The 18641-nt window shown below is 33.3% G+C and carries 23 protein-coding genes and 1 tRNA gene; 11 read left to right on the top strand and 13 right to left on the bottom strand.

Features of this window, described 5'->3' with window-relative positions; all coding sequences use genetic code 11:
* Positions 1–11: 11 nt before the first annotated feature.
* Positions 12–380 (bottom strand): hypothetical protein, encoded by a 369-nt coding sequence (locus HNQ94_RS13535; protein ID WP_174494659.1) that lies wholly within the window; start codon positions 378–380, stop codon positions 12–14.
* A gap of 200 nt (positions 381–580) precedes the next feature.
* Between HNQ94_RS13535 and rpmG the strand changes: the two genes are divergently transcribed.
* The 4 genes from rpmG (at position 581) to HNQ94_RS13515 (ending at position 3641) form a co-directional block, all read left to right on the top strand.
* A complete protein-coding gene (rpmG, locus tag HNQ94_RS13530) occupies positions 581–730 on the top strand; it encodes a 50S ribosomal protein L33 (RefSeq protein ID WP_174494660.1) in 150 nt (49 codons plus the stop codon).
* An 82-nt stretch (positions 731–812) separates the two neighbouring features.
* A complete protein-coding gene (locus HNQ94_RS13525) occupies positions 813–1379 on the top strand; it encodes a 5-formyltetrahydrofolate cyclo-ligase (protein WP_174494661.1) in 567 nt (188 codons plus the stop codon).
* A gap of 443 nt (positions 1380–1822) precedes the next feature.
* Positions 1823–2011, top strand: a complete 189-nt coding sequence (gene yqgO, locus HNQ94_RS13520) for a protein YqgO (RefSeq protein ID WP_174494662.1) — start codon at positions 1823–1825, stop codon at positions 2009–2011.
* Between the two features lie 70 nt (positions 2012–2081).
* Positions 2082–3641 (top strand): rhomboid family intramembrane serine protease, encoded by a 1560-nt coding sequence (locus tag HNQ94_RS13515; protein WP_174494663.1) that lies wholly within the window; start codon positions 2082–2084, stop codon positions 3639–3641.
* Here the strand turns inward: HNQ94_RS13515 and HNQ94_RS13510 are convergent.
* Positions 3612–4481 (bottom strand): hypothetical protein, encoded by an 870-nt coding sequence (locus HNQ94_RS13510; protein WP_174494664.1) that lies wholly within the window; start codon positions 4479–4481, stop codon positions 3612–3614. The genes HNQ94_RS13515 and HNQ94_RS13510 overlap by 30 nt on opposite strands.
* Before the next feature lie 129 nt (positions 4482–4610).
* Here HNQ94_RS13510 and HNQ94_RS13505 point away from each other — a divergent pair, with 129 nt between their 5' ends.
* The 5 genes from HNQ94_RS13505 (at position 4611) to HNQ94_RS13485 (ending at position 11006) form a co-directional block, all read left to right on the top strand.
* Complete coding sequence (locus tag HNQ94_RS13505; RefSeq protein ID WP_174494665.1) at positions 4611–6065, top strand: spore germination protein; 1455 nt, start codon at positions 4611–4613, stop codon at positions 6063–6065.
* A gap of 68 nt (positions 6066–6133) precedes the next feature.
* Positions 6134–6352: a YqgQ family protein gene (locus HNQ94_RS13500; protein WP_174494666.1), complete on the top strand. Its 219-nt coding sequence runs from the start codon at positions 6134–6136 to the stop codon at positions 6350–6352.
* Positions 6349–7317 carry an ROK family glucokinase gene (locus HNQ94_RS13495; protein WP_174494667.1) on the top strand — a complete coding sequence of 323 codons (969 nt, stop codon included), beginning with the start codon at positions 6349–6351 and terminating at the stop codon, positions 7315–7317. Before HNQ94_RS13500 ends, HNQ94_RS13495 begins: the two co-directional genes overlap by 4 nt.
* Before the next feature lie 533 nt (positions 7318–7850).
* On the top strand, positions 7851–9752 hold the full coding sequence (locus HNQ94_RS13490; protein ID WP_174494668.1) for an LTA synthase family protein: 1902 nt from the start codon (positions 7851–7853) through the stop codon (positions 9750–9752).
* Positions 9753–9887: 135 nt separating this feature from the next.
* Positions 9888–11006 (top strand): YqgU-like beta propeller domain-containing protein, encoded by a 1119-nt coding sequence (locus tag HNQ94_RS13485; RefSeq protein ID WP_174494669.1) that lies wholly within the window; start codon positions 9888–9890, stop codon positions 11004–11006.
* A gap of 46 nt (positions 11007–11052) precedes the next feature.
* Here HNQ94_RS13485 and HNQ94_RS13480 read toward each other — a convergent pair whose 3' ends face one another.
* Complete coding sequence (locus HNQ94_RS13480; protein ID WP_246199914.1) at positions 11053–11229, bottom strand: DUF2759 domain-containing protein; 177 nt, start codon at positions 11227–11229, stop codon at positions 11053–11055.
* 152 nt (positions 11230–11381) lie between these two features.
* On the opposite strand from HNQ94_RS13480, the gene HNQ94_RS13475 reads away from it, so the two are divergent.
* Positions 11382–12011 carry an MBL fold metallo-hydrolase gene (locus HNQ94_RS13475; protein ID WP_174494670.1) on the top strand — a complete coding sequence of 210 codons (630 nt, stop codon included), beginning with the start codon at positions 11382–11384 and terminating at the stop codon, positions 12009–12011.
* A gap of 333 nt (positions 12012–12344) precedes the next feature.
* The gene (locus HNQ94_RS13470; RefSeq protein ID WP_174494671.1) at positions 12345–13247 is read left to right on the top strand and encodes an SAM-dependent methyltransferase; all 903 of its coding nucleotides are present in this window, start codon (positions 12345–12347) and stop codon (positions 13245–13247) included.
* A gap of 65 nt (positions 13248–13312) precedes the next feature.
* On the opposite strand, the gene HNQ94_RS13465 is transcribed toward HNQ94_RS13470, so the two are convergent.
* The 10 genes from HNQ94_RS13465 to comGA form a co-directional block, all read right to left on the bottom strand.
* Complete coding sequence (locus tag HNQ94_RS13465) at positions 13313–13555, bottom strand: DUF2626 domain-containing protein (RefSeq protein WP_174494672.1); 243 nt, start codon at positions 13553–13555, stop codon at positions 13313–13315.
* Positions 13556–13750: 195 nt separating this feature from the next.
* A complete protein-coding gene (locus HNQ94_RS13460; RefSeq protein ID WP_174494673.1) occupies positions 13751–14452 on the bottom strand; it encodes a helix-turn-helix transcriptional regulator in 702 nt (233 codons plus the stop codon).
* 115 nt (positions 14453–14567) lie between these two features.
* Positions 14568–14639, bottom strand: a tRNA-Gln gene (locus HNQ94_RS13455).
* A gap of 53 nt (positions 14640–14692) precedes the next feature.
* Positions 14693–15079 carry a hypothetical protein gene (locus tag HNQ94_RS13450; RefSeq protein WP_174494674.1) on the bottom strand — a complete coding sequence of 129 codons (387 nt, stop codon included), beginning with the start codon at positions 15077–15079 and terminating at the stop codon, positions 14693–14695.
* A complete protein-coding gene (locus HNQ94_RS13445; RefSeq protein WP_174494675.1) occupies positions 15051–15440 on the bottom strand; it encodes a competence type IV pilus minor pilin ComGF in 390 nt (129 codons plus the stop codon). The genes HNQ94_RS13450 and HNQ94_RS13445 overlap by 29 nt, the downstream gene beginning before the upstream one ends.
* Before the next feature lie 16 nt (positions 15441–15456).
* On the bottom strand, positions 15457–15792 hold the full coding sequence (locus HNQ94_RS13440) for a hypothetical protein (protein WP_174494676.1): 336 nt from the start codon (positions 15790–15792) through the stop codon (positions 15457–15459).
* Positions 15779–16306 (bottom strand): competence type IV pilus minor pilin ComGD, encoded by a 528-nt coding sequence (gene comGD / locus HNQ94_RS13435; protein WP_174494677.1) that lies wholly within the window; start codon positions 16304–16306, stop codon positions 15779–15781. Before comGD ends, HNQ94_RS13440 begins: the two co-directional genes overlap by 14 nt.
* Complete coding sequence (comGC, locus tag HNQ94_RS13430; RefSeq protein ID WP_174494678.1) at positions 16224–16535, bottom strand: competence type IV pilus major pilin ComGC; 312 nt, start codon at positions 16533–16535, stop codon at positions 16224–16226. Before comGC ends, comGD begins: the two co-directional genes overlap by 83 nt.
* 18 nt (positions 16536–16553) lie before the next feature.
* Entirely contained in the window at positions 16554–17630 is a 1077-nt protein-coding gene (gene comGB, locus HNQ94_RS13425) for a competence type IV pilus assembly protein ComGB (RefSeq protein ID WP_174494679.1), read from the bottom strand.
* Positions 17572–18582 carry a competence type IV pilus ATPase ComGA gene (gene comGA / locus HNQ94_RS13420; protein ID WP_174494680.1) on the bottom strand — a complete coding sequence of 337 codons (1011 nt, stop codon included), beginning with the start codon at positions 18580–18582 and terminating at the stop codon, positions 17572–17574. The genes comGB and comGA overlap by 59 nt, the downstream gene beginning before the upstream one ends.
* Positions 18583–18641: the final 59 nt, after the last annotated feature.

Genomic DNA, 18641 nt, shown 5'->3' with positions numbered 1-18641 from the left:
AAAAATATCTCCTAATTAAAAGTTTTTGGATAAATTTGATGTAATATTGCTCTTACGTCATGTTCTTGCAATGAGGTTTGTTGGGCGATTTTGTCGGTTGATAGCCCTTGATCATAAAGAGCTTTAATTTGTTTTAATAAAGGTGGTTGTTCTTTAGCCTTAGGAGTAGCAGGCGTATCAAAATGAGTATCTAGAACATCTGACAATAATTCTTCTTCTAATATTTTGATTTTGCTTTTCATTTTATATGTTTCCTGTAGGGAAGAAATAGAAAGTTGCTCTACTTGTTCCTCTAACTCCTTCAATCGATCATTCGTAAAGTAAGATAAGATAAACAAACTAAGACCAACTAGAAGTAATGTAATAATCGTTGAAAACATAATTCGACACCTCTTTTCATTAGTTTAGTTATATCACACATTTTTTCTTGATGAAATATGTCATGAAAAAAAAGAAATAACTAAATAAATTAACGAACGCTTGAATATATACGTAAGATTTGGTATTATGTATAAGTCCAAATATGTGATATTAACGATTTTCTAATGAATCAGTCAGAGAGAAATGGAGGGAATTAATAATGCGTGTACAAGTAACTTTAGCGTGCACTGAATCAGGTGACCGTAACTATATTACAACTAAAAATAAACGAAAAAATACAGAACGTTTAGAATTGAAAAAATTCTGCCCTCGTTGTAACACACAAACACTTCACCGTGAAACGAAATAAGGTAAAAGAGTGGTTTGAGATCCATACTAAGGATTTCAGTCACTCTTTTTTTTCTGAAAAAATATAATAGAGGTGCATGCTCATGGATAATGAAAAAAATTTATTAAGAAATAAAGGAAAAAGTTTATTAGAAAGTGTAAGGGAAGAAAAAAGAAATGAGCTTTCCCTTAAACTCACGAATCATGTTATACATACGAGTTGGTGGAAAGAAGCTACCACTATAGGAATTACGATTTCCATGGAGCATGAGTGGAACACAAGGTATTTAATTGAAGCGGCATGGAAAGAAGGAAAAAAGGTTGGAGTTCCTAAATGTTTTCCAAAAGATAATCATAAGATGGTGTTTTATCATTTTACGGATTTCAAGGATTTAGAAAAAGTGTATTTCGGATTGTTTGAACCGAATCCCAACAAAAGTAAGTTGGTGACAAAAGAAGAAATTGAGTTACTTTTTGTCCCAGGCCTCCTTTTTGATTCTAAAGGATTTAGGATTGGATATGGTGGGGGTTATTACGATAGATATTTAAAAGGATTTGAACAAACTTCCCTTTCTATTGCGATGGAAAAACAAATAATTACTAATGTTCCACGGGATCAGTATGATCAACCAGTCAAACATATTATTACGGAAAATGGCGTTCTATTTTAGTTGGCACGCATATTTTGTTGCGATTGATAGGATAGGTGACTAACTTTGGCTAAATTAAAATAGGTTCTATTCTGCCTACACTGATGTAGATTTTCAGATTTAGTGTAGTGATCGCACGTGAAGTCATTGCGTGTTGGCAAGTATTCTCGTTTGTACAAACCACTTACCTAAGCCGCAGAAACATGCGATACTCCTCGAAAATGAAAGGCAATTTTCTTCGTGCGATGTAATGCTGCCGAAGCGTTCCTTGTCCTATGGGAGAGCAAGAGACTGAAGCCTTGCCAATGGAGAGCGAGTATTTTTCCGCGGCAACGGACTACCACTCATTTTGTAAGGAATGGGCTTCACACTCATAAAGTTACTTCGTAGTAATAAAAGCTTGAATAAACTTCGAGTAGTCACGCATATTAACAATAACACTTGTAAAGGGGTGTTTTTAAAATATGCGATTTTTAATGAATATGGTTCTAATTGGTGTTGGATTAATGGTAATGTATCAACAACGTTTCCGAATCATGCGGTATGTTATTTCAGTAGGGATTTTAAGAAGATTGATGGTCAGAATAGGTATGAATTTACCTGGTTTAAGAGAAAAGTTATTTCAAACAACTTTTTCACGTTCAGCTTTATAAGGCTGAACGTCTTTTTCTGTTCTTTTTTAAAAGCTTCATGGTAAGATGTTTTAGTAAGGAGGACAGCTATATGTTTTATCAAAATGAGTTTTATTTTTGGAAAATATCCCACTATTTAATGGATCAATACGAATTTGATTTAATTCAAGTAGATGAGCGTAATCATGAAATATGGCTTGAGGGTGTTATCAATAAAAAAAGGCACGTGATAAGATTATTTATGCATGATTTTGATTGGACGAATCATCTGAAAAAAGACCTCGCTTATTTAATTGAGAGAATAAAAAAGGTTAAAGGTTTGTTAAGAGGAAAAGATGTTGAAGTACATAACATATATATTTCACAATATCCTCCAGTCGATGATTGGTATTCGGTGAAAAAGCCGATAGTTGTAAAGGAGAGAAAAAACCTTACTATACATACCCATTTTTTTGTTGAAGAAGGAAGAGAAGAAGAAATAGGACAATTTTTTCATTCACTATCATTGGAAAAGCCAAATATTTCTGTCCCTGCAAGTCCTGAGGAAAGTCATGTTACGGTTCAGTACATAAAGCACCGAGTGATTTCACAACATCAAAAGAGGAAAAAAGAAGCCTCGGCTCTATTCAGTTATGGAAAACCTTTTCTTACATATATCTTGCTACTAGTAAATGTTGTTGTGTTTTTATTGATGGAAAATGCAGGAGATAGTACAGATACGTTCCATTTGATTGAATGGGGAGCCAAATTTAATCCATATATTATTGATGGGGAATGGTGGCGAATTGTATCTAGTATGTTCATACATGTCGGATACTTACATCTTTTAATGAATATGCTAGCCTTATATTATTTGGGTAATGCTGTAGAACGAATGTATGGTAGCTTTAAATTTTTCATCATTTATTTTTTAGCAGGAGTATTTGGAGGACTTGCAAGCTTTTCATTTAATACTTCTGTAGCAGCAGGTGCCTCCGGAGCAATTTTTGGTTTGTTTGGGGCATTACTCTTTTTTGGTCTCATAAATAGAAAGCTATTCTTTCAAACGATGGGGAGCAATTTGCTGTTCATTATTGGATTAAATATAGTACTAGGTATTAGTGTACCTAGTATTGATAATAGTGCACATATGGGTGGCCTAATAGGAGGCTTTTTAGCTGCTGCAATCGTCCAAATGCCACGTAAGAGGAATATTTTATTGCAAGTAGCATCGTTGTTGGTATATGTATTTGTAATAGGAAGCCTAGTATATTATGGAACCGAAAATACAAAAAATAGTCATGATCCAAATATCCAATTAGTGTTAGCTCAAAAGGAATTGGATGAAAAAAACTATAGTCAAGCTATTGAATTGTTAACAAAAGGCATTCATTATGCAGATGATTCGAATGAATATTTATATTTTAATCGATCACTCGCTTACATCTACCTTGATGAATGGGAAAAAGCTAAGGATGATTTAGTAAAAGCAGTTACTATAAATGAATCCTTAGCTGAAGGTCACTATAATCTAGCTCTAGTGTACAGTGAACTCGCAGAATATGAAAATGCATTCACCCATGCTGAGAAAGCAGCGTCTATTCGTCCAGATGATTCCCAGTTTCAACGAGTAAAAGAAAAGTTAAGAGAAGTCCGGGATTCGTTGAATTAAACGATGTTTTTGTCCTTGATGATCTTCAAATAATACAAATAAATACTGTCCCTTTTTATCAACTAAAATAAGTGGCATATACGTATTTAATGGTTTTCCGTTAGGATCATCTTGTGTTTTTATCCCAGTAATATAATTTTTATATATTCCTTCCCACAATTGCCCGACAACTTGTTGTGTCTGTTCTACGGTAAGTGTTGGGAAGGCTTTTTCATTAAATTTCCATAATTCCGTTAAAGGGATTTCGAGATAATCGGTTTTGTTTAAATCATAATGCTGCATTAATTGTGTCCAGTAATAATTTAAGTGCTGGTATTTTGTATTATCCAAGGTTTTTTTCCACTCTTTTTCATTCTGTTCTATAGGTTCTTTAAAGGACTCCAGAGCAGAGTGAGGAGAATCAATAATATATAAATGATCGTGGGTCATTAACTGCATACTTTTTATTAAATCATCCGGGTAATGGATTTCTCCATGGTGAAAGGAAATAGCTTCATAATGGCTACTATCCTCTCCGTTGAAAATAGTCTCTTGCTTTAACGTACTCGCCTCTTCCTTCCATTGGTTCAGAATTCCTTTTAATTTTCCATCAACAAAAAGTAGGGATACATCCTGACGTAAGTAAACAGGTTTATCCATAGTGGAGTACATATTCCACCCAATCTTGTAAGAATCCTCATCCGTTTGTGTTAGGAGTTTTAATTCCGTTTTTGATTCCTCAAAGCTTTTTGTTTCATCTAATGGAAAGAATTTAATCACTTTCTGATCCTTTTCTTGGATATTCACAATAATAAAAGAAATAATTAAAGTTAAAAACAATAAATAGAATAAGTTCTTCATTATAGCCCCTCTTTCTAGAAAGCCTGTCTTATTTTAAATGTATGACTTCTTTTTTATTGATATGAAATGTATGTTTAGAAAAAATTAACTCAAACTAAAAAATAGAAATCTTTTAAGATGGGTGAGTATATGACAGAAAAGAAACCTATTATGAATAATTTTGATGAAAATATAAAATACATGAAGGACAGATTAGGAGTGGACAAAAGCTTTGATGTTGTCCATCTTGATTTAAAGTATGCGGGCAAAAGGATGGCTTTATTTTTAGTTGATGGGTTTGCGAAGGATGATATTTTACATTTGATAATGAAGTTTCTTGCAAAACTTGACCCCAAACAACTAGAACCCGACCCATTTGAAAAACTGTTTAAGACAAATTTGCCATACATTGAGCTTGATTACTCAGAGGACTTAAACGAGGTCGCTGATCAAGTATTGGCAGGTCCAACTGCTTTATTTGTGGAAGGTTTATCAAAAGTCTTTATTATTGATGCTCGTACGTATCCAGTCCGTGGGCCTCAAGAGCCCGAGATAGAACGGGTTGTTAGAGGATCAAGAGATGGGTATGTAGAAACAATTGTCTTTAATACAGCTTTAACGAGAAGAAGAGTACGTGATCGTTCTTTGCGAATGGAATATTTACAAATAGGTAGGCGTTCAAAAACAGATGTGTGTGTTAGTTACTTAGAAGATATTGCAGATGATGAAAATGTTCAACACATAAAAAAGAGGCTTGAAGCGATAGACACCGATGGAATACCAATGGCAGAGAAAACGGTGGAAGAGTTTATTGGGGGTAGACACTGGAATCCTTATTCAACAATAAGGTATACGGAGCGGCCAGATACTGCAGCTGCTCATTTATATGAAGGCCACGTTCTCGTTTTTATCGATGGCTCTCCTAGTGTCATGATTACACCTGCAACATATTGGCATCATTTACAGCATGCAGAGGAATATCGCCAAAAGCCATTTATCGGTGCCTATCTACGCATAGTCCGATTTATTGCTGTTTTTGCATCGTTGTTTATCCTTCCTTTATATTACTTATTTGCTAGCGATCCTTCTTTATTACCAGAAGGTTTAGATTTTATTGGACCTAGAGATCCTGGTGTTATTCCGTTACTCGTCCAGTTTGTTATAGCAGAAATAGGGATAGATATGCTCAGGATGGCAGCCATACACACCCCCTCCTCATTAGCAACAGCACTTGGGCTTGTTGCGGCTATTATGATTGGGCAAGTAGCAGTAGAAGTAGGGTTATTTTCAAGTGAAGTCGTCTTGTATTTATCTGTTGCTGCAATTGGTACATTTGCTACTCCTAGTTATGAGTTGAGCTTAGCAAATCGAATTACGAGACTTCTCTTTTTATTTGTAGCAAGTTTATTTGGTCCAACAGGATATGTTGTAGCAATCACAATGTGGATTCTATATTTAACTAACCTGAAAACCTTTAATACACCATATTTCTGGCCTTTTATACCGTTTTCCCCACACGCATTTAGAGACGTGTTACTACGTTCACCGATACCTTTAAAAAATCAAAGACCAACTATTTTGCATCCGAAAGACCCGGACCGTTAACATGTTAACGGTCTCTTTTCTATTTTATTTACAACGTCGCATTGATATAATAGCTTAGGGTGATGATAATGAACACAATATATGATGTACAACAATTATTAATGAAATTTGGTACGATTATTTATATAGGTGATCGTTTAGCAGATTTGGATTTAATGGAAGAAGAAATTAGGGAACTGTATCAATCACAATGTTTATCTTCAAGGGACTATCAAATGGCTATTTTATTACTCCGTCAGGAAGCGGCAAAATTTAGAGACGAAAAACTAAAGGGTGATAAAAAATGAAGAAAAAATATTATATAGGTTGTGACATTGGTGGTACTTCTGTTAAGTTAGCAATTATCAAAGAAGACGGAGTTATTTTCGATAAATGGGAAATACCAACAAACAGTATGAACAATGGAGAGAGTATCCCAAAAGACATCTCAAACTCAATCAAGGAAAAAATGAAAAATCATGCTATTTCAATAGAAGAAATTAATGGAATAGGTGCAGGGGCACCTGGATATGTGGATGTACCGAATGGAATCGTTATTGAAGCGGTAAATATAGGATGGAAAGATTATCATTTAAAAAAGGAATTAGAGGAGCTCTTACACGTACCCGTATTTGTTCTAAATGATGCCAATCTAGCTGCACTTGGTGAGAATTGGTTAGGAGCAGGTCAAGGATCAGATAATCTAATAGCCGTTACGTTAGGTACAGGTGTAGGTGGTGGAATTGTTGTAAACGGTGAAGTAATTAACGGCAGTAATGGAACTGGTGGAGAAATTGGACATATTATCGTTACGCCTAATGAGGGCTATTTGTGCAACTGTGGAAGAAAAGGGTGTATAGAAACGTATGCCTCTGCAACAGGTTTTGTTAAACAAGGATTGGAAGCAATAGAAAACGGATTAGAGACAACTTTAAGTGAAACTTTGCAGTTAAGTGGAAAATTAACGTCAAAGGATATTTTTGAGCATGCTAAAAATGGAGATAACGTGTCGAAGCAAATTATTGAGAAGAACGCAGATCTATTAGGATTAATGCTTGCGAATTTAGCTGTAACGACGGATCCTGATAAAATTATTATTGGTGGTGGTGTAGCAAAAGCCGGCAATCAGCTATTAACCCCACTGAAAGCAGCTTTTTCAAAATTTGTTTTAGGAAAAATAAATGAAACGTGTGAAATTTTCATTGCGCAATTAGGTAATGATGCGGGTGTTGTTGGTGGCGCTTATTACGTAAAACAACAACTTCAAAAATAAGACAATCATGTTTCAGTTGTAACGATTTTCATAAGAATATATTACGAATAAGAATGTGTAGTCTATGGACTACACATTTTTTATTTCTTTGAATAACATTAAATTGATTTAGTATTTTCTTGTTAGGAAAGTCTTGAAATTGGGTAAACAATAGGACAACAATGAAGATAAAAATATCTTGACTAACTTGCCGAACACGTTAGAATAGAGTAGTTAGAAATTTTTTAAGGAATATTTGAATTTTTTATTTTATTTGTAGTAGTCATAAAAGGATTATTCGTTAAATATATAGGAGTTGGAAATCAAAAAACATTTTTATTTTTGAAACATTATAGATAGGTAAAACGTCTATTATGTGTAACAATTTAATTCTTGTAAAAATTATGGTTTAAAAGGGATTTCACTTTCATATACTAAGGCATTTGGCTTCCATTGGAAAAGAGCCAAGTCTATCTAACCTATGAAATTTTGAAAATGTTATAGTTATTTCCATTTCACGATATGAAGTTTGATCAAAGGAGGCACTTTCTATTATGTTACAACGTATAAAATGGCCATTGTTTTTAATCGCCGGATTAATGTTTGGCCTAAAAACATATATAGTATATCGTTTTGTATTTACCATTTCACTTGAAAATATGATGCAGGAAATTATTCTATTCATTAATCCATTTGCAACTGCCTTAGTATTTTTCTCTCTAGCAGTATTAATGAAGCCTGAAACACAAAAGAAGTTTATAAAATATGGTGCACTAATTGGAACATTAGTTATTTATGTTAACTTGGCATACTACCGTAATTTTACTGACTTTATTACATTACCAAGTTTGTTTCAATTTAAGAATTTCTCAGATTTAGGTTCAAGTGCAGCAAGTTTAACACAATTAGGCGATCTTCTATTATTCTTAGATGTCGTTATCTTATTCTATTTAGCTAAAAAAACGGATAACCGTCTAGTTAAAACTTATCAACGTAAAGGAAAACTTAAAATTTTAGCCCTATCCTTTAGTTTATTATTAACTAACGTTGTGTTGGCTGAAATCGAGCGTCCTATGTTATTTTTACGTGGATTTGACCGTGAATATTTAGTAAAGAATATTGGGCTATTTAACTACCATATTTATGATATTGTTATCAATTCAAAAACAAAGGTTCAGCGTGTTTTAGCGGATGGAAGTGAACTAGTCGAAATTGAAGAGTATGTAAACGAAAATATAGAACAAGATACAAAATCTGATATGTGGGGTATAGCAAAGGATAAAAACATTATCTACATCTCACTTGAATCGGTACAAAGTTTCGTTATAAACGAAACATTAAATGGTGAAGAAATTACACCTTTCTTAAATGATTTAATTGAAGACAGTTATTACTTCGAAAACTTCTATCATCAAACGAATTTAGGAAAAACGTCTGATTCAGAGTTTCTAGTAGAGACTGGTTTGTATCCATTACCAAACAGTTCTGTATTTTTTACACACGGACAAAACGAATATAATGCTGTCCCTGAAATTATTAAGGAAAACGGTTATTATTCAGCTGTTTTTCATGCCAATAACAAAAGTTTCTGGAACAGAGATGTAGCATATGAATCTTTAGGTTTTGATCAATTTTTTGCAGAAGAGTATTATAATGTTACAGAAGAAAATTCAATTGGTTGGGGATTAAATGATAAAGAGTTCTTTGAACAGTCCATTAAATATATGGAAGAATTACCAAAGCCTTTTTATACGAAGTTTATTACTTTAACAAATCACCATCCGTTTGAATTGGATGAACAATTTGCTTCTATTGATCAATTCGATTCCAATTCAAACACAGTTAATCAGTATTTCCCAACTGTCCGTTATACGGATGAAGCTGTTAAACAATTCTTTGATTTACTAAAACAAAGTGGATTATATGAAGAGTCTATTATTGTTTTATACGGTGACCACTACGGAATAAGTGAATATCATAATGAAGCTATGGGACAATTTTTAGGTAAAGAATTGACACCTTACGATAGTTTGCAATTGCAGCGAGTACCGTTAATCATTCACATACCAGGTCATGAAGATGATAGAGTGATTGATAAAATAAGTGCTCAAATTGATATGAAACCGACTCTTCTAAACATGTTGGGAATAGAAAACAATAATGACCTAACATTTGGAACAGATTTATTCGCCGAAGATCGTAAACCTTTCATTTCTTTTAGAAATGGCGACTTTGTAACAAATGACTATTTGTTTACAAAAGGTACTTGTTATGATCGTCAAACAGGTGAACCGGTTGATGATGTTAGCGACGATTCAGAAGAAACAACAGAAGAATCACTTTGTGCACCATATAAACAATCAGTTTTAGATGAATTAGGCCATTCTGATGACTTAATTTATGGAGATTTACTAAGATTTTATGATTTTTCAAAGGGAACAACAAAAGAAGAATAATCACAATCAAAATTCCCGTATTACATCGTGATACGGGAATTAATTTACCTACACCTTGAATATTTCCACTAACAATCAACTAAGGATCACCTACAAAACGAATTTCCACTTTATATTAAGAGGTGCCATATTACGATGAAATATCCTCCATTATTTGTTGTTTTGCTACTAGTTTTATCTTTAATAGCTTGTTCAAGTGCTACTTTTGATGACGGTGTAATGAGACCTCATGAAAAAAAAGATCTTTCTATCACCCATAAAAAGGGGTCATCTTCTAGTCATGGAGTTAAAAACTTCGTACCACTTGAGGATAGTGATTTTTTATCCATCAAGTCTTGGTATAGTGATAGTCAGTTTTTATATGTTAGAAGTGAAGCTGAAAAGGCAGAAGTGATGATTTTCGATGTTTATACTGGAGATAAAAGGAAATTTCTTGAAACAATTAATCCGATCACCCAAATAGTTCCTAGTCCAACAAAGGAGTATTTTGCTATTGAAACAAAAGACAACTTTGAAAAGTCGATTGTTTTAATAGTAGATAAACAAGGAGACATACTATTTGAGAAGCCAAAAACCTCGGATTACGTAGAATTTTCTTGGAGCCCTTATGAGGAATCAGACATAATTATCACTTATTATTTGCCAAATTTCACAACATTAATGGAAGTAGTAAACATCGTAACGGATACTACAGAAGTGATAGATGTACAGCCATATGTACAATGGTATGATAAAAATACAGTTGCTCATTTTAAATGGAGTAGCGAGCCTTCATTGTCAGCTCCTATCCATTTATATAATCTGGAAACACAGGAGACTAGTCAATTAGTAACGAATGCATTAGTTTTTACGTCTAATCAAGATTCTTTTATGTATGTACAAGAGAGGGATACTGGCTTATCATTTCATTTTTTTAAAAACGATAGCGAGAACAGCCATGCTCAATTTGAAATACCGAAGTTAGATACTCATGCCGGTTATATTTGGACTCCATTCTTCAAATGGGTACAGTATTCAAATGAGTTTTATACATTCGAACCTAAAGATGGCGGTTCAGTCCTAGGCTATGAGGAAGGCTTTAGCCTTATTTCATTCGATATCAATACGGGAACAAAAAGAGAAGTGGTTGAAGTTGAATCGTTAACTCAAATTGATTGTACCAACGATGGAAAGCTTTGTTTAGTCGGTTATCAACTAGAAAATTTGGTGTCAACTGACTCAGGTAACATAACAAGTATAGTAAAAACAAAATAAAACACAAAAAAAGCCAGGATTAATCCTGGCTTTATACTTGTTTATATTATGAAAATAACTTTGGAAACAATTCATTTAGAATGGTCATAATGGAAAACCATCCGAAGATTAATGTAGAAATACCTGCAAATCCAACGGCAAAGATGTTGCGTTTCTTTGCTTCACGGAAAACAGCAATTAGGGACAAAACTGCTACGAAAAAAAGCATGATACCTGTAACCAACGAGATAACCCCCTTTATACTTATAGGAAATTTGCGTTAAAATAATAATAAATACATTACATAATATGTATCGTCTATTCTACTCTCATACATTTTATAAAAATTTTCTTCGTTTGTCGAGTTTTTTAATAAATTTATAGGAGGAGTAACGAGTGAAGATTAAACAATTGCCTTTAGGTGCATTGCAAACAAATTGCTACATTATACACGATGAAACAGATGCGATTATAATTGATCCTGGTGCTGATGGAAATATCGTAGGTAACTATTTAAAGGAAATGCATGTTCATCCAATTGCAATCCTGTTAACCCATGCCCATTTTGATCACATTGGCGCTGTTGACGAATTACGGAAAGAATTTAATTTAGACGTTTATCTTCATGAAAAAGAACAAAGCTGGCTTGAGGACTCCCTTTTAAACGGGTCTCAATTGTTTGGTGTTACTGCACCAATTAAGACGTCACCAGCAGAAAAAACGTTGGAAGAAGGGTTATTAACATTAGGGAAATTTAAAATGGAAGTTTGCTACACTCCTGGGCATTCACCAGGAAGCGTGTCCTTTCTTTTTAAGGAAGAGGGGTTTGGAGTAGTGGGAGATACTTTGTTTCAAGGAAGTATTGGAAGAACGGATCTTCCGGGTGGTGACCATAATCAGTTATTGCATAGTATTAAGGAAAAACTTCTATCATGCTCCGATGAGCTAACCGTTTATCCCGGTCATGGTCCTCAAACGACGATAGGTATAGAGAGAAAAATAAACCCTTTTTTACAAAGGATTTAGAAACAAGCAAACCCCCTTCTGCTCAGAAGGGGGTTTGGGGGGATGTGCTCTGTTCTTTGTTGGTTAGGGATTAGTTAAGCTACTTTTATTACTATAAAGTTTATTTAACACTATGTCAATAGTGTAAACCTAAAAAAGGAGGGGAGAATAATAAAACACATTATCACATCACACATAGAAAAAAGTGCCCATTTTAGTATAAGATATGATGAATATATCGAGCTAGCACTATACCATCCAACCATTGGATATTACCGTAAACAAAAGGCCCCTTTTGGTAAATCAGGTGATTTTTATACGTCGAGTTTCGTACATGATGTTTTCTGCGAAGCAATGGTAGATTATTTTCTAAGTATATGGGAAAAGTACAGCCTACCGTTTGCTATATGTGAATTAGGTGGGGGAGATGGGACTTTTGCTTTACAGTTTGGAAATATCATGCGTAAAAGAGGAAAGAACAACATCCAATATATTTTTGTTGAGCAAAATGAGTGGGGAAGACAAAATGTTTTAAAAAATCTCCCACGGACTTGGGATGTACAGGTTTTTACTACTATTGATGATTTTATAAATTCGCATAGTCATTTTAATGGGATTATATTCTCGAATGAATTTTTAGATGCTCAACCTGTTCGAGTAATAGAAAAAAGTAGTGATGAAATATATGAAATCTACATAACGATGGATAAGCAATTAAAGTTAACAGAAACAAAAAGACCTTGTTCTGAGGATTTATTATATCTTATAGCAGATTTTGATTTAGAAATAACGAATGGGCAAAGAATAGAAGTCCCCATTTACATCAACCCAATTATGTCGAAAATAAGTAGATTATTAAGAGAAGGATTTGTTATTACGGTAGATTACGGTTATCTGAAGCAAGATTGGGAAGTACCTAGTCGAAGGGAGGGGAGCCTTCGAGGTTATTATAAGCATCAATTAAATAAGAATGTGCTTAACCATGTCGGTGAAATGGATATTACGCATCATGTACATTGGGAACCTTGGATAGCCGAGGGAAATAAACATGGTTTAACATGTAGAGGTTTAGTTAGACAGAATGAATTTTTACTGCACCACTGTAATATATTACAATACTTAAAATCAAATAATTCTACGGATGCCTTTTCTGGGGAAGCAAAGAGAAATCGCGCAATCAGATCTTTAATTCTTGATGATGGATTATCACAGCTTTTCGATGTGTGTATTCAACAAAAGAAAAGTAGTTCGGGTTAAATAATCAAGGAAAAAACCCCATCCAAATTTATGAGTTAGCATAAATTTGGATGGGGTTTTACTTTTTAATGGCTGAAAGACGGTACTAATAGGAAAGAAGTATAATACGTAAATCCTATAAAAAACACCGTTAAATACGCACCAAATATGTACATGTACATACGCTCTGAAAGATTCAAATAGCTTAACGTAATAAATAAAACAGTTTGCGCTAAAAACAAAATGGATGTCTTGGTCATATCACCAACATAGAACATTACTGTGAAAATCCCAGTCCAAAATCCTAGAACACGATACATACGATCCATGGTATCCCCCTCCTTCTACTGGTGATTCATCATCGTTATTATAAACTACCTATTTTAGAAAGTAAATGAACTTTTTACACGTTGAGAAGTATAAAATTTCAGCCCTGAATCAACCGTAGTAGTTAAAATTTCAAGTTTCGATTTATAGTAACTACAACTGTTTTTTCAAAGCTCTCTGTAATAGGTAAGTTTTCATTATGGCTTCATTATAGCATGATACGTACAAGTTTGGCATCCGTCAAGCATGTTAGTATGCTCCTTTAGGCTAATAAGGTTATCAAACAATTCTTCAAACATACCTTTAATAAAAAAACGATGCATCTCACAAATTGTATGAAAATTATCATCAGCTGCTATTTCTTTGAAAGGACAATTGAAAATTTTAAAAATAACTTCATCATTTTTTTCAATAAAATCATATTCGGGATCTAACCCTAACATACTAGATGTCTCATTAAGAATGGTGAGTTTTTGCTCAACATTTAAATCAGTAACTGGTGTATTCGGGTATTTGGACACTAAAAGTTGTTTTCCAAATTTTTTTCCTGTCACTAGTAAGGCTTCTTTTCCTACTTCACCTAAATTAAATAAAGATTCAATCGCCATTTTTGCTAGTAGTTCATAATCTCTATAAGGAAATTGTAATTTAATTACTTCATCAGATAATTTATAAACACGATATGGACGTCCACCTTTTTGGTTTTTTTGGTGGGTAGAAACAATCATACCAATGTCTTCGAGTTTACTAAGATGTAGTCTTGCAACATTCGGGTGAATAGCAAAGCGATCTGCTATTTCCTGAACGTTCACTACATCGTGTTTTTTAGATACATATTCATAAATACTTAATCTTGTTCCATCATTTAAAACATTTGTTATTTTTAGCGTTTGATCCAAAATGAAGCCCCCCGAAAAGAATGTTTACAAGAATATCATACTAGAAGTTATAATAAATGGAAATAAAAAGTGGGGACTAGATATAAAAATACTGGCACATATGTGCCAGTATTAACTGGGCTAGCTGGATTCGAACCAGCGAATCACGAGACCAAAACCCGTTGCCTTACCGCTTGGCTATAGCCCAATGTATTACATTTATAGTATGGCAAGATGTAAAGGACTTATACAAAAAATATGCTATTTTTTTGCGAAGTTTAATGTAATGGACTCTCGAGAATCCTCTAGTGTATTGTAGATAAACTGTCCTTTTATTAGTTCATCACTAATGGGTGTATACAGAATTTTCACATTACCATCTTCATATGTGAAGTTAATTTCACTAGTACCATTTTTTATATGTAAGGATGGTAATGTTCTCCGAAAATCAAAGTAACTAGAAATAAACAAGGTTTCAAGCTTTATCTGCTCTTCTCGCAAATCAACTAATACCCTTTGGTTATCTAACGAATTAAGGGCACTCAATAAAAGGAATATCAGTACAGTAGATAAAAAATATACAAATGGAAAGACAAATCCATTATCATTATTGATTTTTTTAATAGAGCAACGATAACCTCCTTTCATATCTATTCCCTCCAGTCATCTCAACATTGACATACACAGAACCGTTCTCTTCTAAAAAAGTAATACTTCGAACATTAAAAAGTAAAATTTCGTGACCTGTATAATTTACTCTTCTTCTTATAGTGTTTCTGTATAATTCAATAGTAATTACTTCTGATGAATTAGGGTTAATTAACAGTTTGGATTGGGTAACATCGATTTCCTCCCCTTTGAAAAATTCCTTTTGCATGATATGGAAAAATGTTGAAACAGAACTTTCTTCTGGGAAATCTTTATTTTTTATATGAGGAATATGTAAAAGTAAGTTAGTTAGTAAAGGAAGAAGGGAGGCGAAAATAAGAAGTGTAGTTAAAGTAGACAAATAAGTTACACCTTTGTCATTTTTTAACATGGAGGCACGAACTTTCTGTAGCATTTTTAGAGTTATTCCAAGTTATACAACCTGTCCAAGTATTATCTTTTAATGACAACGATATGGTTGCATTTGTGTTACTAATATTGATTGGTTTTGTAATAATTGTTTCCTCTGTTGTATGCAAAATATCAATTATCTCATTATAAAGCGTCTCGATCATTTTAGAACGAACGGAAAGTATATGCTGCTCCAATTTAACTTGATTGATCATCGGTAAAACAAAAAAGAGAATGGTTAATAGCATACTGAAAGACAAAATTGAATCAAAAAGGGTGAAACCTTTATTATTGTTCCGCAACATAATATCTTCCTTTTCCAAATGGAAATGTTAGTTTATATGTTTTATTTTTTATGTGGATGGTAAAAGAACCTGGTTGAATGGGTGTTCCAGAAACATTAAAAGAGAACGGCATATGGAAAGTTCCCAATACTATATGAATGGTTGACGAATAATGTCTTTTAAACAATAGTTTTCCTAGGCCTCCTTCTCTTATTTCGTAAAAATGATCGTGTGGGAAAATGTTTAGTTTTAAAGGTGTTTGTTTGGTTATAGATAAATTTTGCATAAATAGCATATCTGATTCAAACGTCTCAAAAAAATCTCTCGTCGCAATCGATTCTTTCACCCGTTCATTAATTGGTACTGTGATAGTCATTATTGTGGTGAACAGGGTGATTACTAATAGCATCTCTAATAAAGTGAAACCACTATCATCCGTATCCGTTAGCTTAATTTGTTGATGGAACTTCACTACTAACACTACCATCATCAAGGAGGTGTATTTCTGTGCCATTTGGGCATTTTGTTTCACTCAAATAACCCTCTGTAACAAGATCATTAATCTCTACTGGTAATTGACCTTTTTCTATTTTATATACTTGTGTTTGCGATTCAACCAAGCTTTTAAATGCTGCACAACTTTTTGTGTCTATTACTTCATTATTTTTCGTTACATTAGGAATTGTGATAAGTAGTAAGACGGAAATTATTAAAAGGACAACTAACATTTCGATTAGCGTGAAACCTTTTTCGTTATTCATAAAATCACCTTTTCTTTTTTATAAATGCTTCATGATTTCAAACATTGGATATAGAATGGAAAAATATATGGTCACGATAATGCCACCGAATAAAATGTAAATAATCGGTTGTATGAAAGAAATAATTCTAAGCATTTTTGTTGTAATGGTATCGACAAGGATATCAGCATAGTTGCGTAAATCTTTAGCAAGTGTTCCATCATGCAAATTTCTTTCAAAAATGATTCCTACCTCATTTTCTAACAACGTAAAATCTTCTATAGTTTCTTTAATGCTATCCCCTTTATAAATAGTCTGGATAAATGAAATGGAGTATTCTTTGATAATGGGTAGATGTTGTTGTTCACTCATAATTTGAAGAGCATTTTTAATGGAAATGCCACTGTCGAGCAAAGAACTAAAGTGATAACTGAATAGATAGGTTGATTCAAGACTTTTTAGCTTATTAACTATAGGTGTTTTCGAATATATTTTTATTTTTAACGAAGGGGAAATATTTATATTGAAGTATTTCCAAAACAGTGTAATGCCACAACAGAGGAAAAAAATGATAAAAAATGAGTTAATAAAATAATTAATACTATTAAATAACTGAACTAATTGACCTTGTCCAACGTTATATGATTGGAACCCTTTATATAAATTGTGTAGAGAAGGTATAACAAAAAGTTTTAAACTAATAAAGAGAAAGACCAAAAAAAGAAGGAGCATGGAAGGATATTGCATTACTTTTTTAAACTTTTCTTGAAAAGCCTGTTGATGCTTTAATAAATTCATACAATTGATTAGGGTAACGTCCATATTCCCCGTTGATCTAGAAAAATAAAGAAACGAAACTACAAAGTTTGAAAAGCCAAGATTTTTGAAAATGAGATCAAGAGGCTCCCCCTTTGATAGAGAATCCATAATAGCTTTTGCTAAATAGTGTTGATGTTGGTCTAAAGCAATTAGTTGAAGAGATTTGTTAAGGGAATATCCTCTTTTTAATAAAGAGGTTAAGCGATTTAATAATAGCTGCTGTTCACGTAGTGATAGTTTAACTCTTTTGCGTGGAGTATTTGTCGTACGTGTTTTCATCAATAAAACCAAGAGCACATGCTTTCCTCCTTAGTTTTTGGAAAGAATTAAAATGGATATTATTCTCTGGCGAAACCCCATTAATAGCTTCCATTAAACAATTTGATTCGAGTAGCTCTAAAATAGCAGCTCTTGATCCTTTCACTGGTAATAACTGTTGTGAAGCAATTCCAAGTATCGCTTGCTCTAAATCCACCTTTGAAATTCCCATATCTAAAAGGCGATAAATAGTACCAAAGGCATTTTTTGCATGAATTGTTGTGATAACTAGATGACCTGTAAAAGCTGCTTGAAAGGCAAACTTTGCAGTAGGGATGTCTCTAATTTCTCCTACCATTAATATGTCCGGGTCATGTCTCAGTGCTGCTTTCAATCCAGCGTCATAACTTATTCCAGCTTTTTCATTTACTTGGACTTGGAGAATATTGTCTAAGTCTTTTTCAATAGGGTCTTCTAATGTAATTGCTTGAAAAGGTTTATTTTTTACCAGTGCTTGTAATAAAGCATACATTGTAGTTGTTTTACCGCTCCCTGTTGGTCCAGTAATGAGAATAATTCCAAATTTTTGACCAATCCAATTTAAAAGCGTAGTTGCTTGTTTAGGGAATAGAAACAAATGATGGATGGAAGGGATAATTTTACGGGGCAATATTCTAATTGCTAAACTTTCGGAATATTCTACTGGAAGTGTTGATAAACGAAGGTCAAAAAAGTTATTTTGAAAGTGATGAGTAGAAGTTCCATTTTGTGGTTTTTGTAATTCACCTATTTCCATACCAGAAGTAAACTTAAAAAAAGATAATAAAGGAACATACTTTATTTTCGGTATGGAAAATTGATAGCTCCGTTCGCCATTAATTCGAAAAAATACATCTGTATCATTGGCTTGTGGTGAAAAATGAATATCCGTAGCGGAAAGATTTACGGCCTGATTTAATATTTTCTGGGACAACTGTTCTACTGTAGACATTTACACACCTCCTTTCTTTTCTGAAATAAAAATATATAATGTTTAAAAGGTATTTTATC

The organism is Salirhabdus euzebyi, assembly GCF_014207435.1.
Lineage (GTDB): Bacteria > Bacillota > Bacilli > Bacillales > Alkalibacillaceae > Salirhabdus > Salirhabdus euzebyi.
Note: the sequence above shows the minus strand (reverse complement) of the source record. Positions and strands in the feature narration are given on the sequence as shown.